The sequence below is a fragment of the Collinsella sp. HCP3S3_E5 genome (assembly GCF_052067635.1).
In the GTDB taxonomy this organism is placed as follows: Bacteria; Actinomycetota; Coriobacteriia; order Coriobacteriales; family Coriobacteriaceae; genus Collinsella.
This window is the reverse complement of record NZ_JBQHQF010000001.1, coordinates 116,426-141,452: the sequence shown is the minus strand read 5'-3', so window position 1 is coordinate 141,452 and position 25,027 is coordinate 116,426. Positions and strand designations below refer to the sequence as shown.

Genomic DNA, 25,027 nt, shown 5'->3' with positions numbered 1-25,027 from the left:
CCGCGTAACTGCTCGACGCTGCGCCGGCCCCAAGCACCTTATCTCGCCGCTCAAACCGTCGCTCGCGTACAGAAGTACGCGTCGCTCCTCTTTCGCGGCGACCTGAGGCACTTGGGTCCGGCTCGCTGGCTCATGCTCCACCAGCGGTATTGGCTCGCCCCGAACTAAAGCTATCTATTGCCGCCCGTGCCGGTTGGTGCAGGCGGCTTTTTTGGGTATAACGGTGCGGTGTATGTTTTTGAGAAAGGTTGGATATGGCCGTTGTGGATGATGCCGAGCTGTTTGGCAATGCCGAGGACCAGCGTGCGTACGAGGACTTTTGCGCCAATCAGGAGGCGGTCGAGAAGTTTACGCTCGACAAGCCCGCGCTTGTCTGCCGTTGGCGTATGTCCAACAAAAAGGTGCCCATGCTCAACCGTCACATTCGTGCGCTGTCCGAGCGCCTGGTGCAGGGCGAGCCGCTCACCCATAACATGCTCAGCTGGGCCAAGCAGCACGTTGAGTGGTCGCTTGCCGAGGGCGATTACACCGCGCGCGACAGCGTGCTCATGCTGGTGATCGACGTTAACGGCAATGCCGCCATGACGGTGGGGGAGTACGAGCCGCTGGCCGATACTTCGGCCAAGGCGCTGCGTGCCCGCTCCGCCGAGGCCCGCTCCGAGGCCGACGAAACCGGCGTGGCGCCCGAGCTGCTCGCCGCCGTCAACAACGGCGAGCTGGTCTTTGTGGCACCGGCGGACGAGTGCCTGTGTGGCACGGCGACGCTTATCGAGCAGCTGGCCCAGACCAAGGGCATCCCGGTCACGCGCGTGGACATTCCCGCGCAGCTCAAGGGCGCGCTGTTCCTGGTGAGTGACGAGCACGGCGTGGTTCCTGCCGCCGAGACGGACGCCGTCGAGTCCGACGCCGCTACGGTTGCCTTCTTTGCCGAAGGCTACGAAAAGCTCCGTGCCTGCCGCTTCTAACCTCAAGGCGGGGTGGGCTTACTGAAGCGAGCGAGCGCGTTCGATGGCGTAGGCGAGCGACAGCTGCTCCATCTCCGGGGCGCATTTGTAGCTCAGTCCGGTGAGAGCTGTCACCTTATCGAGGCGATATCGAATCGTGTTCGGGTGCTGGCTAGTCTGCTTGGCGGTTCGCTCGATACGTCGGTCGTTCTCGATGAATGCGGCGAGCGTGGATTCCAGTTCGCTGCCATGCTCACTGTCGTGCTCGCGTATCGGCGAGAGAATCGCCTCCGAGAACGATCGCATCTCCGGGGTTTCCGCAAAAGGCATCACGGTTTTCAGGATGCCGAGCTGCGTATAGCGGACGGGACCCTCGGCTCGTTGACAAGATAGGCGCTGTGCGTAAATCGCCTGCGAGATCGCCTGCGCCACCGCCTCGTCTCCAAACAGAATATCGCTGATGCCGAGCCCTTCCGCTCCGCCATCGATACCGCTAACCTCGATGAGCTCCGTGAGCGCCTGCACGATTCGCTCCACATCGAGCGTCTGCTCCGAGTCGCTTGTCGCTACGAATAGCAGGCCTCCGTCATAGGGTGCCAGCATGTTGTGGCATCCGGCGAGGGTCGATTTTGAACAGAGACGTTCGATTTGCAAAAACGTACGTGGGTCGAGGGGCTCTGCAAACGATGCGAACAGGGCGACCGCTTCGTCCAGAAATGACGGGTTAAGGCCTCGGATGCGTCGGCAGATGGACTCGGGCGATACGTCTGTCCTCAGGGCATCGATCTCGCGCTGTGCGAAGTCGATGGACGCGAGCTGCTCGATATGCCGTTTGACCTCATAGATGACGCTGTCAAAGAACAGTGAGTCGTCGGTCGTGAGAAAGACGGGGTAGTGCCGCGCGTTGGCGTAGCGGATGGCTTGGTCGGGAATCGGGATGTGCAAGACGTTTTTGATGATGAGACCGCTCGTTCCCTTGGCGACAAGGTATTTCACGGCTTCAGTGATGAGGTACGGGTCGTCCTTCGCATAGAGGAAGGTGCTGAGGACGATCTCGTCTGAGGTGAAGTTGACGCGCTGGTACTTGTTCTTGAGACCGGGCATGAGTTCATAATCGAGGATCCCGACGCCAGAGACGGCACGCGAGACGCCATCGCTGCCGGCGATTAGACGGACCGATCCCTCATATTCCCGTGAGAAGTCCGAGATGGTGTATAGCATCAACATCACCTTGTAAATCACTACAGTAAGTACCGCTATAAATAGGATAATCGCACATCCGTATGCCTTTGATGCGAGAAAAAGTTCAAATATCTGCTGATAGAACAAATAATCAGATTGAGAGTCGTTGTAGATCCCAACAAAAAATGATCCTTGGCGGCATCGTTGCTAAACCGTACAGTGAAGCAACGTAAAGCTTTCGCTGAAAGGAGCGATGATGGGGCAGATGATGGTGCTTTCGGCCGAGGAAGTTTCCAAGGTGCTGACGATCGAGGATGCAATCGCTGCCGTGGAGGAGGCATATCGCCAGAAGGCAACGGGCAAGGGCGTTGCGTGGCCGATGGTATATGAGCAGTTCGAACCCGGCGTGGCCGACATGGATATCCGCTCGGGCGAGTTGGCGGGAAGCGGCCTCTTCGGTCTCAAGCTTACTGCTTGGTTCTCTCAGAATCCTAAAAAGGGGCTGCCCGAGATCTTTGGCACCACGCTGCTGTGCGACAATGCGACGGGCGAGCCGTTGGCGCTGCTCAACGCCTCTGCCGTCACTGGACTTCGCACCGGTGCCGCCGCTGCGCTCGGTGCCAAGTGGCTGGCTCGGGCGGATGCGTCCAAACTGCTTGTTGCGGGTGCCGGTCATATGAGCACCTATATGGTGGCGGGCGTGCTCGCCGCCTGTCCCAAGGTGAGCGAGGTCAAGGTGTGGGAGCCGGTTTCCGATGCCGCGCCCGAGGCCCGCGTCGAGCGCATGCGAGACGAGGTCGCCCATATCTTGGGCGCCTGCGAGCATGCTCGCGAGGCATCCACCTATTCCATCGAGGCGACGGCCGACGGCCAAGGTGCCGCGGCAGAGGCCGACATCATCGTGACGATCACGCCGGCGACCAAGCCCATCATCCCCGATGCATGGGTGCTCCCCGGTACGCATATCTCCTGCGTCGGTGCCGACATGCCCGGCAAGCAGGAGCTCGCCTCGGCACTTGTCGCCCGTGCCGCTGTTTACGTCGACGACCGCGAGCAATCGGTCGCGTCCGGCGAGCTGGAGATTCCGGTTGCCGAGGGTGCCATCACGCCCGAGGACATCAAAGCGGAACTCGGCGAAGTCATCGCCGGCACGGCTACGGGGCGTACGGATGACGAGCAGGTGACGGTGTTCGATACGTCGGGCATCGCCGTTCAGGACCTTTCGGCATCGAAAATCGCCTACGACCGCGCCGTCGAGGCGGGGCTGGGCACCGCGGTGGAACTGTAAGAAAGTCAAGGAAAGGAAAGGACAATGCAGATTAAGGATTTCGCCGTCGAACAGTGGATGAACGAGTGGGAGACCAAGTGCACCCACAACGTTGCGGAGACGTGCGTCTACTCCCTTACGCTCGACCAGCTGTTCGAGCTTACGAACACCGACAAGAAGGCGTGGCTCGATAGCCTGTGCTCGCGCCGATTCACCTACGGAGACATCGAGGGGCAGCCCGGCTTCCTCGAGGGGGTCGCGCGTCTCTATAAGACGGTCGAGCCCGGGCATATCGTGCCCACGCACGGCGCGACCGGTGCCAACTCCCTGGTTATTTCCACGCTCGTCGAACCGGGCGATCACGTAGTCTCCGTCAAGCCTACCTACCAGCAGCTTTACTCGATTCCCGAGATGTGCGGTGCGAAGGTCGATATCCTTCAGCTCGATCGCAAGAACGGCTACCACGTCGACGTCGACGCGCTCGATGCCCTGGTGACCGACGATACCAAGCTCATCTGCATCAATAACCCGGACAACCCCACGGGCGCCCTGCTCGACACCGATACGCTCAAGGCGATTGTCGAGGTCGCGCGCAAACACGACGCGTGGCTGCTCTGCGACGAAGTCTATCGTCTGCTTACTCAGACGGATGAGTACTGCGAGTCCGTGGTCGACCTGTACGACAAGGCCGTCGCCACCGCATCCATGTCCAAGGTCTGGTCGTTCGCCGGCCTGCGTCTGGGCTGGGCGGTCACCAAGAGCCCGGAGCTCCGTCGCGCGCTCCTCTCGCATCGCGATTACAACCTGATTTCCGCCGGCATATTCAGCGAGTCGGTGGCGGAGTTGATTCTGAGTAACGCTTCCGTGATCCTTGAGCGCAGCCGTCGCATCGTCCGTCAGAACCTTGCTGTTCTGGAAAAGTGGGTCGAGAGCGAGCCGCACCTGTCGTTCGTCAAGCCCGAGGCGGGTAGCACCGCACTTGTGTATTACGACTACGATATCGACTCCAGGACGTTCTGCACCGACATGATTAAGAAGTCCGGCGCGCTCGTCACCCCGGGCGATTGCTTCGAGGAGCCCAAGAGCATGCGCATCGGCTATGCATACTCCGATAACACCGATGACCTGCAGAAGGGCCTGGATGCCATCTCTGCGTACATGCGTACGCTCGAGTAGAGGCTCGAGGTCGAAGTGATGGGGCCGATCGGTTTAGGACCGGTCGGCCCCTATTTTCTCTCAAGGCTACCGAACGCTTTTGTCACATTAGGTGCCCACGGGGTCGTATCGCTGCGACGCCGTGGGCATAATGGTGTGGAAAGTGCAAGTTGCGCGAAATGGGAGGACACATGGCGCTGATCTATGTCGTTGAGGACGACGAGCGCATTCGTCGTGAGCTTGTCGACATCCTTGCCCGCGCCGGGTTTGAAATCGAGGCCTGCGAATCGTTTGAGCATGTCTCGCGCGATATCCTTGCCGCCGCGCCCGACTTGGTGTTGCTTGACCTCACGCTTCCCGTCAAGGACGGCCAACATATCTGCCACGAGGTTCGCCACGAATCCGAGGTTCCTATCATCGTCCTCACGTCGCGCACGACCGAGATCGACGAGGTCATGGCCATGACGCTTGGCGCGGACGACTTTGTTCCCAAGCCTTACAGCGCCCGTGTGCTCGTGGCGCACATCAATGCGTTGCTGCGCCGCACCGCGGCGGCGGGCGATCGCAGCACGCTCGTCCACAAGGGGCTGGAGCTCGACCTCGCCCGCTCCATGGTCACCAATACGGCAACCGGCGACAGTACCGAGCTCACCAAAAACGAGCTGCGTATCCTCTCGCTGCTCTTGGGCCGCGCGGGCAAGATTGTCTCGCGCTCGGCTATCATGCAGGACCTGTGGGACTCCGACGCCTTCGTGGACGACAATACGCTCACCGTCAATATCAACCGCCTGCGCACCACGCTCGAAAAAATCGGCATCAAGGGGTATTTGACGACGCATCGCGGCCAAGGCTATTCGGTCTAGGAGCCGGTTATGTCGTTTGCCAAGTTCTTTAAAGATGCACTGCTTCCCATTGCCGTGTGGACCTGCGGCGTGCTGCTGAGCTGTTTTGTACTGACGGTCGCCGGCGCCCCGGCATCCATCGTGGTCGTGGCGGTCGGTGTGTCCTTTATCTTTGGCATGCTGGGCATCGTGATCGAGTACGTGCGCCGTCGTCGTTTTCTGTGCCAGCTGGAGCGCGCGGCAGAGGAGCTGGGGAGCCCCGCTTGGGTGCAGGAGATGGTGCAATGCCCGACCTATGCCGAGGGCGAGCTCGAATATGAGGTCTTGCGCCGGGTGGGCAAAGCCGCTTGCGACGAGGTGGCGGAAGGCCGGCGCCAGACCGATGACTACCGCGACTATATCGAGAGCTGGGTCCACGAGGCCAAGCTGCCCCTGGCGGCGGCTCATCTGATTTTAGAAAACCTGGACGGCAGCGAAGACGACCTGTCGCGCGTGGATGACCTGGGTCGCGAGCTGGCTCGCGTGGAGCGCTATATCGATCAGGCGCTGTACTATGCGCGCTCGGAAGTCGTAGAGCGCGACTACCTGATTCGCCGCTGGGGTCTCAAGAGCTTGGTGACGGGCGCGATTAAAGCCAACGCGCGCGAGCTCATTGCGGCGCACGTGGCTCCGGTGTGCGAGAACCTCGACTTTGAGGTGTTCACCGACGAGAAATGGCTCGAGTTTATTCTGGGCCAGCTCATTCAGAACAGCATTAAATATGCGCGTGAGGACGGCGCGAAGATTGTGTTTTCGGGTGCGTTGCTGGACGAGGGCCTGGCAAGCGAGCGCATCGAGCTTACCGTCGCGGACAACGGCTGCGGCGTGAGCGCGGCTGACCTGCCGCGCGTGTTCGAGAAGGGCTTTACCGGCGATAACGGCCGCACCACCAAGCGCGCAACGGGCATCGGCCTCTACCTGGTGGCGCGCCTGTGTTCCAAGATGGGCATCGACGTCACCGCGGCATCCGACTCCGGCGAAGGCTTTGTCGTAACATTCGCTTTCTCGACCAACAAGTTCCAATACTTCGAGTAGTCGGGCCGTCTTGTGATACGGATAGCCATGTTCCCGAACGTGACCATGGCTATGAGGCTCTAAAAAATCACCCAAACAAAACGTGCCGCCCAACCAGGGCGGCACGCCATCTCTCTATTCAGCTAACTCGCTGAAGTACGGTGACGAAGGCGCAAGGCCGGGAGGGGTTATCTAAGCCGACATCCCGCAGCCGCGAAGCGGCGAGGACGTCGGCGTGATAACCCCGCAGGCCTTGCGCCGGCGGGAAGGAACCTACTTCACGACCAGAATGTCGCAGTCGGTGTTGCGCAGCAGGAATGTCGAAATCGAACCCAGGAGCGCATACTTGATCGAGGAAAGGCCACGAGCGCCGCAGAGCACCAGATCGGGCTTGACCACGTCGAGCATCTCGTCCTTGAGCGTCTCGCGAATACGGCCGGCGCGAATCATGACTTCGACCTCGGGAATGTTGGGATTAGCCTTGGCCTCTTCGAGCTGCTTGGCGATGGAGTTCTTAAAGGCCTCCTCCAGGCCGTTGACCAGATCGACCGGATAGGAACCGGCGCTCTCGAGCGCCGTGGAATCGATGACGTGACCGATGATCAGCTTGGCGCCATTGTTTGCGGCGACCTTGATAGCGCGTGTGAGCACAAAATCCTGCTGCTCAGTACCGTCGAGTGAAACAAATACCTTGGTATAGCCCTCGTTCATGGTTTCCTCCTTGGTCTATCGCACGGGCGCGGGGCTCGTGCATCGGACGACGTGTTGGCCGCCGGACACTTTAGCTTGTTGCAGTTATACCCAAGGATTTCGGTTTGACCGCTCGCAATTCTGTGAACGGGCGAGATTTTTGGTAAGGGTGGGCGCGGCCGCGGCCGAACGGTTGATAATGGGACATCGCCCGCAACCGTCCGCAGAACAACTATCGGCGGGTGAAAAACGAGGGGGTCCCTTTGGATATCATCGAGCTTCTAAAATCTGCCTTCATGGGCCTGGTCGAGGGCATCACCGAATGGCTGCCCGTTTCGTCGACGGGCCACATGATCTTGGTGGACGAGTTCGTCAAGATGAATGTGAGCGAGACATTCTGGAATATGTTCCTGGTCGTGATTCAGCTTGGCGCCATTTTGGCCGTTTGCGTTCTGTTCTTCTACGACTTAAATCCGTTCTCGCCCAGCAAGGGCAAGGAGGGTCGTCGCGACACCTGGGTGCTGTGGGGCAAGATTGTGCTTGGCTGTATTCCCGCCGCGGCGATCGGTCTGCCGCTCAACGACTGGATGGAGGAGCATTTCTATAACGCCCCCGTCGTGGCGCTGGCGCTCATCGTGTACGGCGTGTTGTTTATCGTGATTGAGAACTGGCGTGCGAGTAAGCGCGAGAACGCCGCTCTTGCCGATTCGTTTGGTTCGTGTGCTGTGGTGGCGGGCGGGCGTCCCGCCGGTGCACACTTCGCGTCGCCTGCGGCGGATATTGCCGAAGACAATGACAATGACGAGGATTTGGATTTTGGATCCATCGCCACGCTCGAGGACCTGAGCTGGAAGACCGCATTGGGTATCGGTTGCTTCCAGGTGCTTTCGCTGATTCCGGGCACATCACGCTCCGGCTCTACCATTATCGGCGGCCTGCTGCTGGGCTGCACGCGCTCGGTGGCGTCCAAGTTCACGTTTTTCCTGGCCATTCCCGTTATGTTTGGCGCGAGCGCGCTCAAGCTGGTCAAGTACTTCGTTAAGGGCGGTGCGTTTGGCACCAACGAGATTGCCATTCTGGGCGTGGGCTGCGTCGTGGCCTTTGTGGTTTCGCTTATTGCCATCAAGTGGCTCATGGGCTTCGTTCGCCGTCACGACTTTAAGTGCTTTGGCGTCTACCGCATTATTCTGGGCATCGTGGTGCTCGCGTACTTCTTTGTTCTGGAGCCTATGCTCGGCCTGTAACTTAGTCGACGCTGCGCGGCGGCCAGAGCGCGGCGCACGGAGTCGTGGTGTGATTTGCGTCGGTGTCCGCGCGGCTCGGTATACTGGTACGGCTCAAACTATGGCGCCGCCCGCAGGCGCGCCGTCCGTCAGATGAGGAGTCGCCCATGACCCAGCCCTTGCCCTGGGAAAAGAACGCCGCGGTACCCGTGCCGCCCGCGCCGGAACCCGTGCCGCTCGATGCATACATCGCCCCCGCTGCGCCGGAGCCCGAGCTCGTTCCGCTCGACATCTACGACGCTCCCGCGCCGGCACCCAAGCCCGTCAAGCCGCTCGTCGACATTGACAGCCTTAATCCCGCCCAGCGCGAGGCCGTCCTGACCACCGAGGGCCCGTTGCTGGTCCTCGCCGGCGCAGGCTCGGGCAAGACTCGCGTCCTGACCTTCCGCATCGCGCATATGCTCGGCGACCTGGGTGTTAAGCCTTGGCAGGTTCTTGCCATCACGTTTACCAACAAAGCCGCGGCCGAGATGCGCGAGCGTCTGACGGCGCTCATTCCCAGCGGTACCCGCGGCATGTGGGTGTGCACCTTCCACGCCATGTGCGTGCGCATGCTGCGCGAGGACGCCGACCTGCTGGGTTACACCGGTCAGTTCACCATCTACGATGACGATGACTCAAAGCGCATGGTGCGTGACATTATGCAGGCGCTCGGCATCGAGCAAAAGCAGTTCCCCATCAACATGATTCGCAGCAAGATCAGTTCGGCCAAAAACGCCATGATCGGCCCCGAGGACATGCTCAAATCCGCCGATAGCCCCAACGACAAAAAGGCCGCGCAGGTCTACCTGGAGCTGGAGCGCCGCCTGCGCGCCGCCAACGCGATGGACTTCGACGATTTGCTCGTGCGCACACTCGAACTGCTGCGTACCCGCCCCGAGGTGCTCGACAAGTACCAGGAGCGCTTCCGCTACATTAGCGTCGACGAGTATCAGGACACCAACCACGTCCAGTACGAAATCGCCAACCTTCTGGCCGCCAAGTACCAAAACCTCATGGTTGTGGGCGACGATGACCAGTCCATTTACAGCTGGCGTGGCGCCGACATCACCAACATCTTGGACTTTGAGCAGGACTTTAAAAACTGCAAGACCGTTAAGCTCGAGCAGAACTACCGCTCTACGGGCCATATCCTAAACGCCGCCAACGCCGTGGTGCGCCACAACTCGCAGCGCAAGGACAAGCGCCTGTTTACGGCCGAGGGCGATGGCGAGAAGATTCAGGCCTTCCAGGCGAGCGACGAGCGCGACGAGGGCCGCTGGATTGCCGGTGAGATCGAGAAACTGCATGCCAAAGGCACGAGCTACGACGACATCGCCGTGTTTTATCGCACCAACGCCCAGTCGCGTATTCTCGAAGATATGTTTCTGCGCGCGGGCGTGCCCTACAAGATCGTGGGCGGCACTCGATTCTTCGACCGTGCCGAGATTCGCGACGTCATGGCCTACCTCAAGATGATCGTGAACCCGGCCGACGAGATGAGCGTCAAGCGCGTCATCAACACACCGCGCCGCGGCATTGGCTCCACCTCAATCCAAAAGATCGAGCAGCTGGCACGCGACAACCGTTGCTCGTTCTTCCAGGCTTGCGAGATCGCGTGCGCCGAAACCGGCATGTTTAGCGCCAGGGTGCGCAACGGCCTGTCGAGCTTTGTCTCACTGGTGCGCGAGGGCCGCCGCATGGACGGCGAGCTCAAGGACGTTGTCGAGATGATCGTCGATAAGACGGGCCTTCTGCAGGCGTTTCGCGTCGAGGGCACCATGGAATCTGAGAGCCGCGCCGAGAACATCCAGGAATTTCTGGGCGTTGCGGCGGAATTTGAGGAGACGCACGAGGATATCGAGGGTACGCTCGAGAGCCTAGAAGAGCTGCGCGCAGCCGGTGTTGCCGACGTGCCTGCCGGCGCCGAGCCCGAGCCCGTCGTGGTGAGCGTGTCTGCGCCCGAACCGGGGCCATCTGTCCCGGCATCCTCGTTTGAGGCGCTCGTCGGCGCCCGTGACGCCGCGGGCTCCAATCCGCTCGATGGCTTGGCCGCTCCGGCGCTGTCTCCGCAGGATGCCCTGGCCGCCGCCATCGCAGGCAACGCGTATGCCGCGCCGACGGAGCTGTCGGCGGGTGCCGTGCATGCCGGCGAGATCGAGCGTACCTACGGTCCGCTCACCTGTAAGGCGCTGCCGGCACTCATGGAGTGGCTGGCCTTGCGCTCCGACTTGGATTCCCTGGCCGGCGAGACGCATGCCATTACCATGATGACCATCCACTCCGCCAAGGGCCTGGAGTTTCCGGCGGTGTTCGTGGCCGGCATGGAGGAGGGTATCTTTCCGCACGTGCACGACTTTGGCGGCAGCGATGATCCGGGCAAGCTCGAGGAGGAGCGTCGCCTGGCCTACGTCGCCATCACGCGTGCCCGCAAGCGCCTGTTCTTGACCTATGCGGCCACGCGTCGCACCTACGGTTCGACCTCCGCCAACCCGCGTTCGCGCTTTCTCAACGAGATTCCGTTTGAGGATATCGAGTTTAGCGGTATCGGTTCTGCCGGTTTTGAGGGCACGGGCTGGGAGAAACGCGGCGACCGTCGCGGCACCTTTGGCTCGGGCATGGGTTCGGATATGTATGGCGGCAAGGTGTTTGGTTCGCATACGCGCTCGACCGGCGGTTCCGGTTCGCGCGGCGGATCGAGCTTCGACGATTTCTTTGGCGGCAGCAGCTACGGGACCGAGCGCCATCGTGGGGTCTCGCCCGACGCCGGTCGCGTTGCCTCGACCTTTGGCTCGGGCGCACCGCGAGCCAAAAAGCCGTCGTCCAAGGTGTCCCCAACAGTGGAGCGCAAGGTCGATCGCGCCAGCGCGTCGCAGGACTTTGCCGCGGGCGATACCGTGAGTCATAAGACCTTTGGCACGGGTACCGTGATCTCGGTCGCTGGAGACATGATCGAGGTCCAATTCGAAAAGACCGGCCAGACCAAAAAGCTTATGAAGGGCTTTGCGCCGATCGTCAAGCTGTCGTAATCCCGGCGGACCTGTGCGGGCGTATGGGGAAACATCGCCTGCTCGGGCAGTCCTGCGCAAGACGGAGGCCACATTAAGTGGCCTCCTTTGCGTGCGGAACTCGCGATCGATGTTGCCCCATACGCCCGCCCAGGTCCTCGGGTAACGTTGCTGGACGAACGTTGCTCTGCTCGTTCGCTTTTTGATCTGGAGAGCCGGGTGGGCTGATAGATAGATACGAGTAGGGGCTCTTCCGTACATGGTCGGGAGAGCCCCTTGTTGCGTTTTGGTTGTTGGCGCGACCTAGAGGTGGCTGATAATCAGTTCCATCTGGCCTTCGAGGTCAATGGAGCTGACGGTGCTGGGTGCCAGCAGGTGACTTCCCTTGTGGACGGGGTCGCCGCAGACGGTGCCTTTGCCGTCGATGACTGACAGGCACATGAAGGGCCAGCGCTGCTCCAAGGTCTTGCTGCCGTCGACGCGCACGCGATCGACGGTGTAGCAGGAGTTAGACTCGAGCTCGGTCACGCCGTTCACCTCGGGCGCGGCCACCGTGCCGTCGGTCGGAGCCTGAGCATCAAAGTCGATGCAGTCGAGGCTCTGCTCAATGTGCAGCGGACGCAGCTTGCCGTCGGTGCCGGGACGGTCGTAGTCGTACAGGCGATACGTCACGTCGCTTGACTGCTGCGTCTCCAAAATGAGCGTGCCGGTCTTGATGGCATGCACGGTACCGGAATCAATCTGGAAAAAGTCGCCCTTGTGGATCGGCAGCACGTTGAGCATGTCGTCCCAACGGCCCCCCTCGATCATCTGTGCGGCCTCGGCGCGGTCATGCGCGCGCTGGCCGACGATGATCGTGGCGCCGGGCTCGCAGTCCAGCACATACCAGCACTCGGTTTTGCCCAGGCTGCCGTTCTCGTGCTTGGCGGCGTACTCGTCGTTGGGATGAATCTGGATCGAAAGGTCGTCCTTGGCGTCCAGAATCTTAACGAGCAGCGGGAACTCCTTGCCCTCGCACCTGCCAAAGAGCTCGCGGTGCTCGGCCCACAGCCACGACAGCGTGTGGCCGGCATACGGGCCCTCCGCAATCTGGCAGTCGCCGTTGGGGTGGGCCGAGATGGCCCAACACTCACCGATGGGACCCTCGGGAATGTCGTAGCCAAATACGGTTTCGAGCTGGCGGCCGCCCCAGATCTTCTCGTGGAAGATCGGCGTCAGTTTAATCAAATCGGACATATTCATACCCCATTGTGTTGCGCGGGCGTTGCACAAACAGCTCAAAACGAGCGCCCGCATGACTACAAAAACCTATGCCAACGTTACGTTGTGCAACTCAAAGCGGTCGCCAACGTTGCGCGAGACCGAATACTCAAAGGCCGCGCCGCTGTCCAAAAAGCCAATCTGGTTGAGCTCGAGTAGGGGAGAGCCAGGTTTGGTGTCCAGGCGCTCGGCTTCTTCCTCGGTTGCTGCCACGGCGCGAATGGTACGGTGGAAGCTCGAGATCTTCAGCCCACATTGCTCGCGGACAAAGCGGTAGACCGATCCGTACAGGTCCTTCTTTTTAAGGCCCGGAATCAGCTCGAGGGGCATGTAGGTGTACTCGATAACGATGGGCTTCTCATCGGCCTGACGCACGCGCACGATGTGATAGGCAAAGTCATCCTCGGCAATTCCCAGCTGGGCTGCGATGTCCGCTGGTGGATTAACAATCGAGAAGTCGTAGACCACCGAGGTCACCTTCTCCCCGCGGTGCTCATACGAAAAGCCCTGGGCACGGTCGTTTTTGCCCTGGAAAAACGCTTGGCCGGGAAGCCCCGCCGTGTCCTTAACGTAGGTACCCGATCCACGACGGCTGGTAACAAGACCTTCCTCGGTGATTTGCTCGATAGCTCGTTTGACGGTGATTTTGGAAACGCTATAGAGCTCGCAGAACTCAACGACGGTGGGAAGCTTGTCGCCTGGTTTAAGAGCGCCATCCTCAATACTTCGACGAATATCTGCAGCTATCGCCTCGTATTTGGGAATCATGAAACCTCCTTTCCAACTTGATTGAGTATAAAAGAAAGTATACTCAACACCTAAGTATCCCTATTGAGTCATTGAAAAGTTCGATAGATATATTACTAAAAGTCGCTTTGCGCTAAAAATAAAAGCGCTCTAAATAAATATACATTCGAATAATGTCGTGTTGAGAAATCTAATCGGTCCGAGGACGGGGCCGAACCGATTTAGCACCCAGCGAACCGAATCCTGTATTCTGCATTTCCTCAGATAAAACCTACCAAAACAAACCTGTCCCTTTTTGGTAGGTTTTTGCCTTGGGAGCGGTACCATACAGACAATGTTTAAACGAGAAAGGCGGGCCCCTATGGAACCTAAGCAGTACTACATCGGCATCGACGTCGGCGGCACTTCGGTTAAGGAGGGCCTGTTCGACGGGGATGGCAACCTGCTTGCGAAGGTCAGCGTGCCCACGCCTCCCATCGTTGACGCTGCGGGCTTTGCCGCGGTGACCGAGGCTATCGACCAGGTGGTCGCCAAGGCACAGATTCCGCGCGCCTTTGTGGCGGGCATTGGCCTTGCTGTTCCGTGCCCCATTCCGGCAGCGGGCGATGCCAAGGTCAAGGCCAACATTGCCATTAACCTGCCCGAGTTGAGGATCGCCATTCAGGAGCACTGCCCCGATGCGGTCGTTAAGTACGAGAACGATGCCAACGCCGCTGCCATGGGCGAGGCTTGGCTCGGTTCTGCCAAGGACGTGCAGAATGTGGTGATGGTCACCATCGGTACCGGCGTGGGCGGCGGCGTTATCGTCAACGGCGATGTGGTGTCGGGTGTTGTGGGCGCTGGCGGCGAGATTGGCCATATGTGCCTGAATCCGGCTGAGGAGCGCACTTGCGGCTGCGGCGGCCATGGCCACCTGGAGCAGTATTCCAGCGCCACCGGCGTGGTGAGCAACTACCTTGCCGAGTGCAAGAAGGCGGGCGTCGAGCCCATCGAGCTCACCGGCCCCTCCGATTCCAAGGACGTGTTCCAAGCCTGCCGCGAGGGTGATAAGCTCGCGCTGGCCGCGGCCGATACCATGGCCGACTATCTTGGCCGTGCCCTGGCGCTTATTGCCAACGTGGTCGATCCCGAGATGTTCCTGATCGGCGGCGGCGCCTCCGCCTCGGCCGATGTCTACCTCGATAAGGTTCGCGAGTACTTCCAGCGCTACGCGCTTTCCGCCTCGCGCGAGACGCCCATTAAGGTTGCCTCGCTCGGAAACGACGCCGGCATCATCGGTTCTGCCTACGTAGCCCTGCGCGCTGCCGGTAAATAGCTGGTGCAAGGGGGCCAGGTTACTTTGCACCAACATGGTGCAAAAGGGACAGCCTTGGCCCCCATACCTGCCACAAAATATGCCGTGGCCCTTCCGTCCCCAAAGGCCAGCTGCCAGCGTGCTACCATAGCTACGTCTAATTACACATACCAAGTGGAGGATACCCATGGCAAACGTTCTTGTCTTTGGTCACCAGAACCCCGATAACGACGCCATCATGAGCGCCGTCGTTCTGTCTCAGCTGCTCAATCAGGTTGAGTATGCCGGCAACACCTATGAGGTCTGCGCTCTTGGTCAGCTTCCGGCAGAGTCCGCCAAGCTGCTCGCAGACGCCGGCATTGCCGAGCCCCGCATGATTGAGTCCGTCGAGGCCGGCCAGCTTGTCGTTCTCACCGACCACAACGAGTCCGCCCAGTCCGTCGCCGGCCTTAAGGACGCCACGGTCTTTGGCGTCGTTGACCATCACCGCATCGGCGACTTTGAGAGCGCCGGCCCGCTGCACTACATCTGCCTGCCCTGGGGTTCCAGCTGCACCATCGTCACTAAGCTCGCCGGCGTGCTCGGCGTTGAGCTTTCCGACGTTCAGGCCAAGCTGCTGCTCTCGGCCATGATGACCGACACGCTCATGCTCAAGAGCCCCACCACCACCGATGTCGACCGCGCCGTCGCCGCCAAGCTCGGCGAGCAGGTGGGCGTCGACCCGGTCAAGTTTGGCATGGAGGTCTTCCTCACCCGTCCGTCCGGCTCCTTCACCGCAGCCGAGATGGTCGGCAACGACATCAAGATGTTCGAGCCCGCCGGCAAGAAGCTGCTCATCGGCCAGTACGAGACCGTCGACAAGAGCCGTGCGCTCGGCATGATCGACGAGATCCGCGAGGCCATGCGCGCCTACGCCGCCGAGAAGGGTGCCGACGGCATCGTCCTGTGCATCACCGACATCATGGAGGAGGGCTCGCAGGTCCTGCTCGAGGGCGAGACCGAGGCCGCTCAGAAGGGCCTGGGCATTGCCGACGAGCACGACGGCGTCTGGATGCCGGGCGTCCTCTCCCGTAAGAAGCAGGTCGCTGCCCCCATCATGGCCGCCTGCTAGGTTTTGTAGCCTGCTACGACCGGACCGCGGACGCCCCGCGCTCCGGTCGTTTTTTGTGCGCGGGACCGCGTCCTCTATTGGACAGGGGCGCCCGTACCGTTGGGCAAATAATGTTCAACCTGTGGTTCCGCTTTTCGGCCACGCCTGCGTGCTTGTCGTGCAGGGTAGGCTAGATGCAAGCGTAATACGTTGGAGCGCGGTGCCGCCACTTGGGCGGGCCGTGCTTTTTTAAGACGGGAGCTTTCCCGTGAAAGGAGCCGCCCATGGCAGCAACTGAGCAGCTGTTCAACGTTCGTGAGCGCAAGCGCTTTGAACGTCATGACATCTGGGAGCGCATCGCCGAGAACGGCACGATTTCCGCCGCCGTCATGGTCATCGCCGCCATCGCCGCCGTTATCTGCGCCAACACCGATGTCTACGAGGCTATCCATCACTTTTTGGAGACCCCGCTGTATGTGGGTCTGGGCAACCTTACGGCTGGCCTCACCGTCGAGCTTTTCGTCAACGACTTTCTCATGGCGATCTTCTTTTTGTTGGTGGGCATTGAGCTTAAGTACGAGATGACGGTCGGCGAGCTCAAGAATCCGCGTCAGGCCATGCTTCCCATGCTGGCAGCCGTGGGCGGCGTCGTCGTTCCCGCCTGCATCTACCTGATCTTTAACCATGCCGGCGCCCGCAACGGTTGGGCCATCCCCATGGCAACCGATATTGCCTTTGCGCTGGGCGTGCTGTCGCTTTTGGGCAATCGCGTGCCCAACGGCGTGCGCGTGTTCTTCTCGACGCTCGCCATCGCCGACGACCTCATCTCCATCGCCGCCATCGCCATTTTCTACGGCCAGAGCCCCAGTCCGTTTTGGCTGGGTGCCGTCGCAGTTGTGACCTGCGCACTTGTGTGGCTCAACAAGACTCAGCATTATCGCCTTGCCCCGTACTCGGTGCTTGGTCTGCTGCTGTGGTTTTGCATGTTTAAGAGCGGCGTGCACGCCACGCTTGCCGGTGTCATCCTGGCCTTCACCATCCCGGCCAAGTGCGGTGTTAAGCTCGATAGCCTTACCGATTGGCTAGGCGAGTACCTGCCGTTGCTCGACGACCGTTACGACGACGAGGCGCACATCCTGGGCCAGCACGACTTTACCCTTTCGACCACCAAGGTCGAGCGTGTCATGCACCGTGTGACCCCGCCGCTCATCCGCATGGAGCGCCTGATCTCCACGCCGGTCAACTTTGTGATCCTGCCGATCTTTGCGTTTGTCAACGCGCAGGTTCGCCTTGTGGGCGTGGACATGAGCGTGCTGCTTACCGACCCGGTGACCCTCGGCGTGTACTTTGGCATGCTGCTGGGTAAGCCGATCGGTATCTTTGGCGTAACGTTTGCCCTGGTCAAGCTTAAGGCTTGCGAGCTGCCTCATAACGTTAACTGGCATATGATCGCCGGCGTGGGCATTTTGGGTGGCATCGGCTTTACCATGTCGATCCTCATCAGCGGCCTCGCCTTCCCGACGGCCCAGTTCGAGGTTCTGGCCGCCAAGGCCGCCATTCTTGCCGGTTCTGTTACCGCGGCCGTGCTGGGCATGATCTACATGAGTGTGGTCTGCAAGCACCCTTCGCCCAAGGACGAGTAGGAGCGCGAAAACCGGGGCCGGACATGCCCCGGATGCCCTCGTGTGAAAAAACGCCGTTTGTGAGCACTGTCACAAACGGCGTTTCATTTATTTGCCATTTTTATTCCACGGTGCCGTAGACGGCGCCCCAGCCGTGGGCGGCAAGGGCTGAGTTAAGCTGGTCGCAAAGCGATTGGCGGTCGTAGTAGCCGGGCGGCAAAAGATTCACGATTTCCATGAGATCGGGAGCCAGGTCCAAAATCTCCGCCTGAACGATTAGATCCAGGCGGTCAATGGCCTTACGGTCATAAAACAAGCCGTCGACCAGACGCTGCAGGTCTCCGAACTCCTCGGCTTGAAAAGAGCCGTATTCCATACTGCCTCCTTGGATGTGCCATGCGGCTATACGGGTCATACGGTGGATATCGTAATTCATTGCGATGGACTTAATCTATCACGGCTTCATACCGTTGCGGCGGTAGCGGTCTATACTTAGACAAACTGCAACGTCCCGCTTTGCGAAAGGTCGCACCCATGCAGACGATCTACCAGAAGATGGAAACCACCGAACTCGATGCCGCCATCGAGGCGCTCAAAGCCGAGGTTGCCGAGGTCAAGGCCAAGGGCCTGGCGCTCGACATGGCGCGCGGCAAGCCGTCGCCCTCCCAGGTGGACATCTCGCGCCCCATGCTCGATATCCTCAATGCCGACGCCGATCTGCACGACGGTAACGTCGACTGCTCCAACTACGGCTGCTTTGAGGGCATTCCCTCGGCACGCAAGCTGGCGGGGGAGTTCCTGGGTTGCCCCGCCGATCAGACGCTCGTACTGGGTTCGTCGAGCCTTTTGATCGAGCACGATATCGCCGGTATGTTCTGGCGCTGCGGCTCGTGCGGCAGCGAGCCTTGGGAGGCTTATGAGGCTGCGCACGACGGTAAGAAGGTCAAGTTCCTGTGCCCGGTTCCCGGCTACGACCGTCATTTTGGCATCACCGCCGACCTGGGTATCGAGAACGTCCCCGTCGCGATGACCGGCAACGGCCCCGACATGGACGAGGTAGAGCGCCTGGTTGCCACCGACGACTCCATCAAGGGCATCTGGTGCGTGCCCAAGTATTCCAACCCCACGGGCATCACCTTTAGCGAGGACACCGTGCGCCGCTTGGTCGAGATGCCCACGGCCGCGCCCGATTTTCGCATCTTTTGGGACAACGCCTACTGCGTGCACGACCTGTACGACGAGACCGACGAGCTCGCCAACATCTTCGATCTTGCCCGCGCGGCGGGTACCGAGGACCGCGTGGTGGCATTCGCCTCGACGTCCAAGATCACCTTCCCGGGCGCGGGCATCGGCTTTATCGGTGCGAGTCCCGCGGTCATCGCGGAGTTCTCCAAGCGCCTGAAGGCCGGTCTTATCAGCGCCGACAAGCTCAACCAGCTACGCCACGTGCGCTTCCTTCCCACCATCGAGGCGGTCAAGGAGCACATGAAAAAGCATGCCGAGTTCTTGCGTCCGCGCTTTGAGGCCGTCGAGCGCAAGCTCACTGAGGGCCTGGGCGATACGGGTTGCGCTACTTGGACGCATCCCCGCGGCGGCTACTTTGTGAGCTTTGATGGCCCCGAGGGCTCGGCCCAAAAGGTCGCCGCGCTTTGCGCCGACCTGGGTGTCAAGCTCACGCCGGCAGGTGCCACCTGGCCTTATGGCAAGGATCCGCGCGACACCAACATCCGCATCGCGCCGAGTTATCCCACGGTCGAGGACCTGGAGGCCGCACTCGACGTGCTGGTGCTGGCCGTCAAGCTCGTCGCTGCCGAGCTTGCTCGTGCCGAGCGCGCCTAACGCGTAGGGCCCCGCAAATCCGCGTCCAGTACCATCCGCACTCTCGATACGCAAAGGAGCGTATATATGGATTTGGGTATTTCCACCAACCCCACGCCGGAGCTCTACACCATCAGGGTGACCGGTGAGATTGATATCTCTAACGCCGACAGCTTGCGTAACGCCATCGACTTGGCGCTCGAGCAGCCCACCGAGGCCGTTGAGCTCGACTTTGCCCAGGTGAGCTATATCGACTCGACAGGTATTGGCGTACTTGTGGGCGCCGCGCACCACGCAGCCGATCACGACAAGCGGTTTGGCTGCGTCAACGTGCAACCCCCGGTGATGCGCGTGGTTCAGTTGCTGGGTGTCGACCAGGAGATTTCAATTACGGCGGCATAAGCCCTGCCCCAAAAAGGGCGTGCCGTTTGGTATATGTTTGTGATGCGCTCGGATGTTTTGACGTCCGGGCGCTATACTTGACCGAATGAATAGACGAGTTCCGGCCGAATGGCGCGGTGCGGGCTCGACTCACATCGAGCCTTGGAGGTATGTGTGTTTGGTATTGGAGAGGGTGAGCTCGCGATCATCGTGGTCTTCGGCTTTTTGCTGTTTGGCCCGGATAAGCTCCCGCAGATGGGCCGCACGATCGGCCGTGCCATCCGTCAGTTCCGCGAGACGCAGGAAAAGATGACGGCTGTTGTTCAGTCCGAGATTATCGATCCGGTAAGCGAGGCCGCTTCGGCTCCGGTCAAGCCCAAGAAGGCTGCCGTCGACGACGATTCCGATGCGGACGAGGATGCCGTCGAGACGGCCGCGCCCGCAAAGAAGGAGACCTTTGCCGAGCGCCGTGCCCGCCTTGCCGCCGAGAAGGCCGCGAGTGAGGGTGCTGCCGAGGACGAAGGTGCTGCTGGTGAGGCTGAGGGCGCCGAGTCTGCCGCTGCCGCCGTCGAGCCCGAGCCTGCTGCAGAGCCGGAGCCCGAGCCCGAGCCGGCAGAGCCCACGACGGCTGACCTCTACGCCCGTCGTCCCCGCAAGCGCAAGGCCGTCGTCGACCAGCTCGCTCGCGAGCTCGAGGCCGAGGACGACGCCGCTGCCGCCCATGCCCCGAAGGGAGGCGATGAGTAATGCCTATCGGACCTGCGCGCATGCCGCTCTTCGATCATCTGGGTGAGCTCCGTCGTCGCCTGACCATCGTGGTCGTGTCGGTCTTTGCCGCCGCCATCGTGCTGTATTTCGCCACGCCCGTGGTGCTCGACATCCTGGAAGACCCCATCCGCTCCTTTGTGCCGGACGGTAAGTTCTACATCACCACCACGCTCGGCGGCTTTGGTCTGCGCTTTTCGCTGGCCCTCAAGATGGCCGTTGTCATGTGCACGCCTATGATCATTTGGCAGATTCTGGCGTTTTTCCTGCCGGCGCTTCGCCCCAACGAGCGCAAGTGGGTTGTGCCCACGGTGCTCGCCTCGACGGTGCTGTTCTTCCTGGGCGCAATCTTTTGCTACTTCATCATCATCCCTGCGGGCTTTGAGTGGCTCATCGGCGAAACCTCGGCCGTCGCTACGGCGCTGCCCGATCTGGAGAACTACGTCAACATGGAGCTGCTCTTTATGATCGGCTTTGGTGTGGCGTTTGAGCTGCCGCTCATCATCTTCTACCTGTCTGTCTTCCATATCGTGTCCTATGCGGCCTTCCGCGGTGCCTGGCGTTACGTATACGTTGGCCTGCTTGCGGGCTCGGCTGTGATTACGCCCGACGGCTCGCCCGTTACGCTGGGTCTCATGTATGGCGCCCTGCTCTCGCTCTACGAGATTTCGCTCGCCATCGCCCGCGTGGTCATTACCGCGCGCGATGGCAAGGAAGGCTTGTTTGTGAGCCGTCTGGATCTGTTCTCGAACGACGACGAGGACGACGAGGAGTAAATCCGTATGCACGAGGTTGGCATTGTCAACGGCATACTCGATACAGTGATTCGCGCGGCGCGTGGGGCGGGGGCCTCGCGCGCTGTTTTGGTAACGCTGCGCATTGGGGATATGACCGAAGTTGTGCGTGAGGCGCTCGACTTTGCGTGGGAGACGTTTCGCGACGAGGACATGCTCACGCGCGGCTGCGAGCTTGCCGTGGAGGAAGTCCATCCACAAAGCGAGTGCCTGGACTGCCGCGAGGTCTTTGAGCACGACCGCTTCCATTGCCGCTGTCCTCAGTGTGGCGGCACCAACGTGCGCCTGCTGCACGGCCGCGAGCTCGACATCGCCAGCATCGAGATTGAAACCCCCGACAATTAACCAGCCTGCCATTTGGGGACGGGGTATAAATGGTAGAAGTAAGGAGTGCCGAGTATGGCCGAGAAAACTATTGATATCGCATCGCCGATTCTGTCGCGCAATGAGCGCCTGGCAGATCAGCTGCGTCAGCGATTCAAAGAGACAGGCACCTATGTGATCAATGTGCTGTCGAGTCCCGGCTCTGGTAAGACCACCACGATTCTGGGCACCAACGAGCGCCTGCGCGACAAAGCCGGCCTGCGCTGTGCCGTCATCGAGGGCGATATCGCCTCGGATGTCGACGCCATCACCATGAAGGAAGCCGGCATGCCCGCCATTCAGATCAACACGGGCGGTCTGTGCCACCTCGAGGGCAACATGATCATGGAGGCCGTTGATGCGTTTGACCAGGCAGTGGGCCTTCAAAACATCGATGTTATCTTTATCGAAAACGTGGGCAATCTGGTCTGTCCGGTCGACTTTGACCTGGGCGAGAACCTGTCCATCATGATTCTCTCGGTGCCCGAGGGCGACGACAAGCCCATTAAGTACCCGGGCATCTTCCAGCACGCTGGCGCACAGCTGCTCAACAAGGTCGATGTGGCCCCGGCTTTCGATTTTGACATGGATAGGTATACTAAGACACTCGATGACCTCAATCCGCAGGCGCCGCGGTTTGCCGTGAGCGCACGCAAGGGCGAGGGCATGGATGCCTGGTGCGATTGGCTCATCGGGCAGATCGAACAAACAAGGGCGTAAGTCGGCCGTCGTACGTGCGGGCGCAGCCGCAGACACACGAGATAGGAGCCTCTTTTGAAGCTCATCATCGCCGAGAAAAACGACGCCGCGCGTCAGATTGCCGAGCGTCTTTCCACGGGCAAGCCCAAAAAGGACAAGGTGTACAACACCCCCATCTACCGTTTTGAGTGGAAGGGCGAGGAGTGCGTGACAATCGGCCTTGCCGGTCACATCCTTGCGCCCGATTTTTGCGACAGCGTGCTGTTCGATAAAAAGCTGGGTTGGTACTCGGTCACCGAGGACGGCGAGATGCTGCCGGCCGACATACCCGATGGCCTGGCGCGCCCGCCCTATGACACCAAGCGCAAACCGTTCCTTGCCGACGGTATCTCCATCAAAGGCTGGAAGCTCGAGAGCCTGCCCTACCTTACCTGGGCGCCCGTTATCAAGCTGCCGGCCGAGAAAGAACTCATTCGCTCGCTCAAGAACCTTGCCAAGAAGTCCGACAGCGTCATCATCGCCACGGACTTCGATCGCGAGGGCGAGCTGATTGGTTCGGACGCCCTCAACAAGGTGCGCGAGGTTGCGCCCGACTTGCCGGTTGCCCGCGCCCAGTATTCTTCGTTTACCAAGGCCGAGATCACGCAGGCCTTTGATAACCTCGTCTCGCTCGACCAGAACCTGGCCGATGCCGGCGAGAGTCGTCAGCACATCGACCTCATTTGGGGTGCGGTGCTCACGCGCTACCTGACGCTCGCCAAGTTTGGCGGCTTTGGCAACGTGCGTTCTGCCGGCCGCGTGCAGACCCCGACGCTCGCCTTGGTGGTCGAGCGCGAGCGCGAGCGCATGGCGTTTGTGCCCGAGGACTACTGGCAGATTCGCGGCATGGCTGCCGCGCAGGCTGCTGCCGAGGAGGACCGCTTTAAGATCGCGCACAAGACGGCGCGCTTTACCGACAAGGATGCTGCCGAGACGGCGTACGGCCATGTCGACGGCGTTGCGACGGCAACCGTTGCCGCGGTGACCAAGCGCTCGCGCAAGCAGCAGCCGCCCACGCCGTTTGCGACCACCTCGCTGCAGGCTGCCGCTGCGGCCGAGGGCATCTCGCCCGCACGCACCATGCGCATCGCCGAGTCCCTCTACATGGCGGGCCTCATCAGCTATCCGCGTGTCGACAACACCGTGTACCCCGCGACGCTCGATCTGGGCGCCGTGGTGAGTGACCTGGCAAAGATCAACCCGGCGCTGGCGCCCGTATGCAAAAAGGTGCTCGCCGGTCCCATGAAGCCCACGCGCGGCAAGGTCGAGACCACCGACCACCCGCCTATCTACCCCACGGGCGAGGGCGATCCGTCCACGCTCGACGGTGGCCAGCGCAAGCTCTACGACCTCATCGCTCGTCGCTTCCTGGCGACGCTTATGGGCCCCGCCACCATCGAGAACACCAAGCTCGAGCTCGACGTGAACGGCGAGCCGTTCGTGGCTTCGGGCGATGTGCTCGTGACCCCGGGTTTCCGCGAGGCATACCCGTACGGACTCAAGCGCGACGAGCAGATGCCGCCGCTGGAGCAGGGCGACATGGTCGACGTATTCGACATTAAGCTCGAGGCCAAACAGACCGAGCCGCCCGCGCGCTACAGCCAGGGCAAGCTCGTGCAGGAGATGGAAAAGCGCGGCCTGGGCACCAAGTCCACGCGCGCGAGCATCATCGAGCGCCTGTACGCCGTGCGCTACCTCAAAAACGATCCCGTGGAGCCGAGTCAGCTGGGTATCGCCATCATCGATGCACTGTCGCAGTTTGCCCCGCGCATCACGAGCCCCGATATGACCAGCGAGCTCGACGGCGACATGACCCGCGTGGAGCGCGGCGAAGATACCGAAGAGCATGTCGTGACGCACTCGCGCGCGCTGCTGGCCGGCGTGCTCGATGAGCTGCTCAAGCATACGCAGGAGCTGGGCGACGCCATCAGCGATGCCGTCACGGCCGATGCGCGCGTGGGCGCCTGCCCCAAGTGCGGCAAGGATCTGGTCATGAAGACGAGCGCCAAGACCCGCGGTAGCTTTATCGGCTGCATGGGCTGGCCCGACTGCGACGTGACCTATCCGGTGCCGAGCGGCGTCAAGGTGAGCCCGCTCGAGGGCGAGGCTGCCGTGTGTCCCGAATGCGGCGCACCGCGCATTAAGTGCCAGCCGTTCCGCCAGAAGGCTTTCGAGATCTGCGTGAACCCCACGTGTCCCACCAATTACGAGCCCGACCTTAAGGTGGGCGAGTGCAAGGTGTGCGCCGAGGCCGGACGCCATGGCGATCTGATTGCGCACAAGAGCGAGAAGAGCGGCAAGCGCTTTATCCGCTGCACCAACTATGACGATTGCGGCGTGAGCTATCCGCTGCCGGCGCGTGGCAAACTCGAGGCGACGGGCGAGACCTGTCCCGAGTGCGGCGCTCCCATCGTGGTGGTCAACACGGCGCGCGGTCCGTGGCGCATCTGCGTCAACATGGACTGCCCGACCAAGGAGAAGAAGCCCGCCCGCGGCCGCAAGACGACGACCAAGGCGAGTACGGCGAAGAAGACCACGGCGAAAAAGACGACTGCCAAGAAGGCTGCCGCGAAAAAGACGACCACAAAGAAGGCGGCCGCCAGCAAGTAGCGGCGCAGCCGAAACATTGCCCAAAACAAAAACGGGCGAGGGTCCCATGATCCTCGCCCGTTTTTGTTCGGCAGTTGGGGACGTTCCTTTTCTGTCGGCAGTGTAGGAACGTCCCTAACTGCCAGCTCGGGAACGACAAAAC

At 60.9% G+C, this 25,027-nt stretch carries 22 protein-coding genes; 17 read left to right on the top strand and 5 right to left on the bottom strand.

All coding sequences use genetic code 11. The features are described from left to right. Positions 1-254 precede the first annotated feature (254 nt). Positions 255-965: a hypothetical protein gene (locus tag ACTM82_RS00600; protein ID WP_441054168.1), complete on the top strand. Its 711-nt coding sequence runs from the start codon at positions 255-257 to the stop codon at positions 963-965. Positions 966-983: 18 nt separating this feature from the next. Here ACTM82_RS00600 and ACTM82_RS00595 read toward each other — a convergent pair whose 3' ends face one another. Then, positions 984-2,165: a PucR family transcriptional regulator gene (locus ACTM82_RS00595; protein ID WP_441054166.1), complete on the bottom strand. Its 1,182-nt coding sequence runs from the start codon at positions 2,163-2,165 to the stop codon at positions 984-986. Between the two features lie 217 nt (positions 2,166-2,382). On the opposite strand from ACTM82_RS00595, the gene ACTM82_RS00590 reads away from it, so the two are divergent. The 4 genes from ACTM82_RS00590 to ACTM82_RS00575 all read left to right on the top strand — a co-directional run bounded on the left by ACTM82_RS00590 (position 2,383) and on the right by ACTM82_RS00575 (position 6,464). Beyond that, positions 2,383-3,414, top strand: coding sequence for an ornithine cyclodeaminase family protein (locus tag ACTM82_RS00590; protein WP_441054164.1), 1,032 nt, complete (start codon positions 2,383-2,385; stop codon positions 3,412-3,414). Positions 3,415-3,438: 24 nt separating this feature from the next. Then, positions 3,439-4,569: an aminotransferase gene (locus tag ACTM82_RS00585; RefSeq protein ID WP_441054162.1), complete on the top strand. Its 1,131-nt coding sequence runs from the start codon at positions 3,439-3,441 to the stop codon at positions 4,567-4,569. Between the two features lie 170 nt (positions 4,570-4,739). Beyond that, positions 4,740-5,411: a response regulator transcription factor gene (locus ACTM82_RS00580; protein ID WP_154515056.1), complete on the top strand. Its 672-nt coding sequence runs from the start codon at positions 4,740-4,742 to the stop codon at positions 5,409-5,411. A gap of 9 nt (positions 5,412-5,420) precedes the next feature. Then, positions 5,421-6,464, top strand: coding sequence for a sensor histidine kinase (locus ACTM82_RS00575; protein ID WP_427748084.1), 1,044 nt, complete (start codon positions 5,421-5,423; stop codon positions 6,462-6,464). A 252-nt stretch (positions 6,465-6,716) separates the two neighbouring features. Here ACTM82_RS00575 and ACTM82_RS00570 read toward each other — a convergent pair whose 3' ends face one another. Continuing rightward, positions 6,717-7,154, bottom strand: a complete 438-nt coding sequence (locus tag ACTM82_RS00570; RefSeq protein WP_154515052.1) for a universal stress protein — start codon at positions 7,152-7,154, stop codon at positions 6,717-6,719. Positions 7,155-7,396: 242 nt separating this feature from the next. On the opposite strand from ACTM82_RS00570, the gene ACTM82_RS00565 reads away from it, so the two are divergent. Both ACTM82_RS00565 and ACTM82_RS00560 read left to right on the top strand, forming a co-directional pair. Then, a complete protein-coding gene (locus tag ACTM82_RS00565; protein WP_441054160.1) occupies positions 7,397-8,377 on the top strand; it encodes an undecaprenyl-diphosphate phosphatase in 981 nt (326 codons plus the stop codon). A 146-nt stretch (positions 8,378-8,523) separates the two neighbouring features. Beyond that, positions 8,524-11,424 (top strand): ATP-dependent helicase, encoded by a 2,901-nt coding sequence (locus tag ACTM82_RS00560; RefSeq protein ID WP_441054158.1) that lies wholly within the window; start codon positions 8,524-8,526, stop codon positions 11,422-11,424. Positions 11,425-11,706: 282 nt separating this feature from the next. On the opposite strand, the gene ACTM82_RS00555 is transcribed toward ACTM82_RS00560, so the two are convergent. Then, positions 11,707-12,639, bottom strand: coding sequence for a type I phosphomannose isomerase catalytic subunit (locus tag ACTM82_RS00555; RefSeq protein ID WP_441054156.1), 933 nt, complete (start codon positions 12,637-12,639; stop codon positions 11,707-11,709). Positions 12,640-12,711: 72 nt separating this feature from the next. Continuing rightward, the gene (locus tag ACTM82_RS00550) at positions 12,712-13,431 is read right to left on the bottom strand and encodes a GntR family transcriptional regulator (protein ID WP_154515044.1); all 720 of its coding nucleotides are present in this window, start codon (positions 13,429-13,431) and stop codon (positions 12,712-12,714) included. Between the two features lie 340 nt (positions 13,432-13,771). Between ACTM82_RS00550 and ACTM82_RS00545 the strand changes: the two genes are divergently transcribed. The 3 genes from ACTM82_RS00545 (at position 13,772) to nhaA (ending at position 17,437) form a co-directional block, all read left to right on the top strand. After that, entirely contained in the window at positions 13,772-14,725 is a 954-nt protein-coding gene (locus tag ACTM82_RS00545; protein ID WP_441054154.1) for an ROK family protein, read from the top strand. Positions 14,726-14,891: 166 nt separating this feature from the next. Continuing rightward, complete coding sequence (locus ACTM82_RS00540; protein ID WP_441016085.1) at positions 14,892-15,815, top strand: manganese-dependent inorganic pyrophosphatase; 924 nt, start codon at positions 14,892-14,894, stop codon at positions 15,813-15,815. A gap of 263 nt (positions 15,816-16,078) precedes the next feature. After that, the gene (nhaA, locus tag ACTM82_RS00535) at positions 16,079-17,437 is read left to right on the top strand and encodes a Na+/H+ antiporter NhaA (protein ID WP_441054152.1); all 1,359 of its coding nucleotides are present in this window, start codon (positions 16,079-16,081) and stop codon (positions 17,435-17,437) included. A gap of 100 nt (positions 17,438-17,537) precedes the next feature. On the opposite strand, the gene ACTM82_RS00530 is transcribed toward nhaA, so the two are convergent. Continuing rightward, positions 17,538-17,792, bottom strand: coding sequence for a hypothetical protein (locus tag ACTM82_RS00530; protein ID WP_152068465.1), 255 nt, complete (start codon positions 17,790-17,792; stop codon positions 17,538-17,540). A 158-nt stretch (positions 17,793-17,950) separates the two neighbouring features. On the opposite strand from ACTM82_RS00530, the gene ACTM82_RS00525 reads away from it, so the two are divergent. The 7 genes from ACTM82_RS00525 to ACTM82_RS00495 all read left to right on the top strand — a co-directional run bounded on the left by ACTM82_RS00525 (position 17,951) and on the right by ACTM82_RS00495 (position 24,885). Further along, positions 17,951-19,255: an aminotransferase class I/II-fold pyridoxal phosphate-dependent enzyme gene (locus ACTM82_RS00525; protein ID WP_152068466.1), complete on the top strand. Its 1,305-nt coding sequence runs from the start codon at positions 17,951-17,953 to the stop codon at positions 19,253-19,255. Positions 19,256-19,321: 66 nt separating this feature from the next. Continuing rightward, a complete protein-coding gene (locus ACTM82_RS00520) occupies positions 19,322-19,636 on the top strand; it encodes an STAS domain-containing protein (protein WP_154515032.1) in 315 nt (104 codons plus the stop codon). 153 nt (positions 19,637-19,789) lie between these two features. Beyond that, entirely contained in the window at positions 19,790-20,362 is a 573-nt protein-coding gene (locus ACTM82_RS00515; protein ID WP_193221503.1) for a twin-arginine translocase TatA/TatE family subunit, read from the top strand. Next, entirely contained in the window at positions 20,362-21,156 is a 795-nt protein-coding gene (tatC, locus tag ACTM82_RS00510) for a twin-arginine translocase subunit TatC (RefSeq protein WP_193221504.1), read from the top strand. The genes ACTM82_RS00515 and tatC overlap by 1 nt, the downstream gene beginning before the upstream one ends. Positions 21,157-21,162: 6 nt before the next feature. Then, positions 21,163-21,519 (top strand): hydrogenase maturation nickel metallochaperone HypA, encoded by a 357-nt coding sequence (gene hypA / locus ACTM82_RS00505; RefSeq protein ID WP_152068469.1) that lies wholly within the window; start codon positions 21,163-21,165, stop codon positions 21,517-21,519. Positions 21,520-21,573: 54 nt separating this feature from the next. Further along, positions 21,574-22,257: a hydrogenase nickel incorporation protein HypB gene (hypB, locus tag ACTM82_RS00500; RefSeq protein ID WP_152068470.1), complete on the top strand. Its 684-nt coding sequence runs from the start codon at positions 21,574-21,576 to the stop codon at positions 22,255-22,257. Between the two features lie 54 nt (positions 22,258-22,311). After that, positions 22,312-24,885, top strand: a complete 2,574-nt coding sequence (locus ACTM82_RS00495) for a DNA topoisomerase I (protein ID WP_441054150.1) — start codon at positions 22,312-22,314, stop codon at positions 24,883-24,885. The last annotated feature ends 142 nt before the right edge of the window (positions 24,886-25,027 follow it).

Excerpts from the sequence above, each read along its gene's own strand:
- ACTM82_RS00600 (WP_441054168.1), top strand. The coding sequence starts at position 255 with ATGGCCGTTGTGGATGATGCCGAGCTGTTTGGCAATGCCGAGGACCAG.
- ACTM82_RS00595 (WP_441054166.1), bottom strand. The coding sequence starts at position 2,165 with ATGCTATACACCATCTCGGACTTCTCACGGGAATATGAGGGATCGGTC.
- ACTM82_RS00590 (WP_441054164.1), top strand. The coding sequence starts at position 2,383 with ATGGGGCAGATGATGGTGCTTTCGGCCGAGGAAGTTTCCAAGGTGCTG.
- ACTM82_RS00585 (WP_441054162.1), top strand. The coding sequence starts at position 3,439 with ATGCAGATTAAGGATTTCGCCGTCGAACAGTGGATGAACGAGTGGGAG.
- ACTM82_RS00580 (WP_154515056.1), top strand. The coding sequence starts at position 4,740 with ATGGCGCTGATCTATGTCGTTGAGGACGACGAGCGCATTCGTCGTGAG.
- ACTM82_RS00575 (WP_427748084.1), top strand. The coding sequence starts at position 5,421 with ATGTCGTTTGCCAAGTTCTTTAAAGATGCACTGCTTCCCATTGCCGTG.
- ACTM82_RS00570 (WP_154515052.1), bottom strand. The coding sequence starts at position 7,154 with ATGAACGAGGGCTATACCAAGGTATTTGTTTCACTCGACGGTACTGAG.
- ACTM82_RS00560 (WP_441054158.1), top strand. The coding sequence starts at position 8,524 with ATGACCCAGCCCTTGCCCTGGGAAAAGAACGCCGCGGTACCCGTGCCG.
- ACTM82_RS00555 (WP_441054156.1), bottom strand. The coding sequence starts at position 12,639 with ATGTCCGATTTGATTAAACTGACGCCGATCTTCCACGAGAAGATCTGG.
- ACTM82_RS00550 (WP_154515044.1), bottom strand. The coding sequence starts at position 13,431 with ATGATTCCCAAATACGAGGCGATAGCTGCAGATATTCGTCGAAGTATT.
- ACTM82_RS00545 (WP_441054154.1), top strand. The coding sequence starts at position 13,772 with ATGGAACCTAAGCAGTACTACATCGGCATCGACGTCGGCGGCACTTCG.
- ACTM82_RS00540 (WP_441016085.1), top strand. The coding sequence starts at position 14,892 with ATGGCAAACGTTCTTGTCTTTGGTCACCAGAACCCCGATAACGACGCC.
- nhaA (WP_441054152.1), top strand. The coding sequence starts at position 16,079 with ATGGCAGCAACTGAGCAGCTGTTCAACGTTCGTGAGCGCAAGCGCTTT.
- ACTM82_RS00530 (WP_152068465.1), bottom strand. The coding sequence starts at position 17,792 with ATGGAATACGGCTCTTTTCAAGCCGAGGAGTTCGGAGACCTGCAGCGT.
- ACTM82_RS00525 (WP_152068466.1), top strand. The coding sequence starts at position 17,951 with ATGCAGACGATCTACCAGAAGATGGAAACCACCGAACTCGATGCCGCC.
- ACTM82_RS00520 (WP_154515032.1), top strand. The coding sequence starts at position 19,322 with ATGGATTTGGGTATTTCCACCAACCCCACGCCGGAGCTCTACACCATC.
- tatC (WP_193221504.1), top strand. The coding sequence starts at position 20,362 with ATGCCTATCGGACCTGCGCGCATGCCGCTCTTCGATCATCTGGGTGAG.
- hypA (WP_152068469.1), top strand. The coding sequence starts at position 21,163 with ATGCACGAGGTTGGCATTGTCAACGGCATACTCGATACAGTGATTCGC.
- hypB (WP_152068470.1), top strand. The coding sequence starts at position 21,574 with ATGGCCGAGAAAACTATTGATATCGCATCGCCGATTCTGTCGCGCAAT.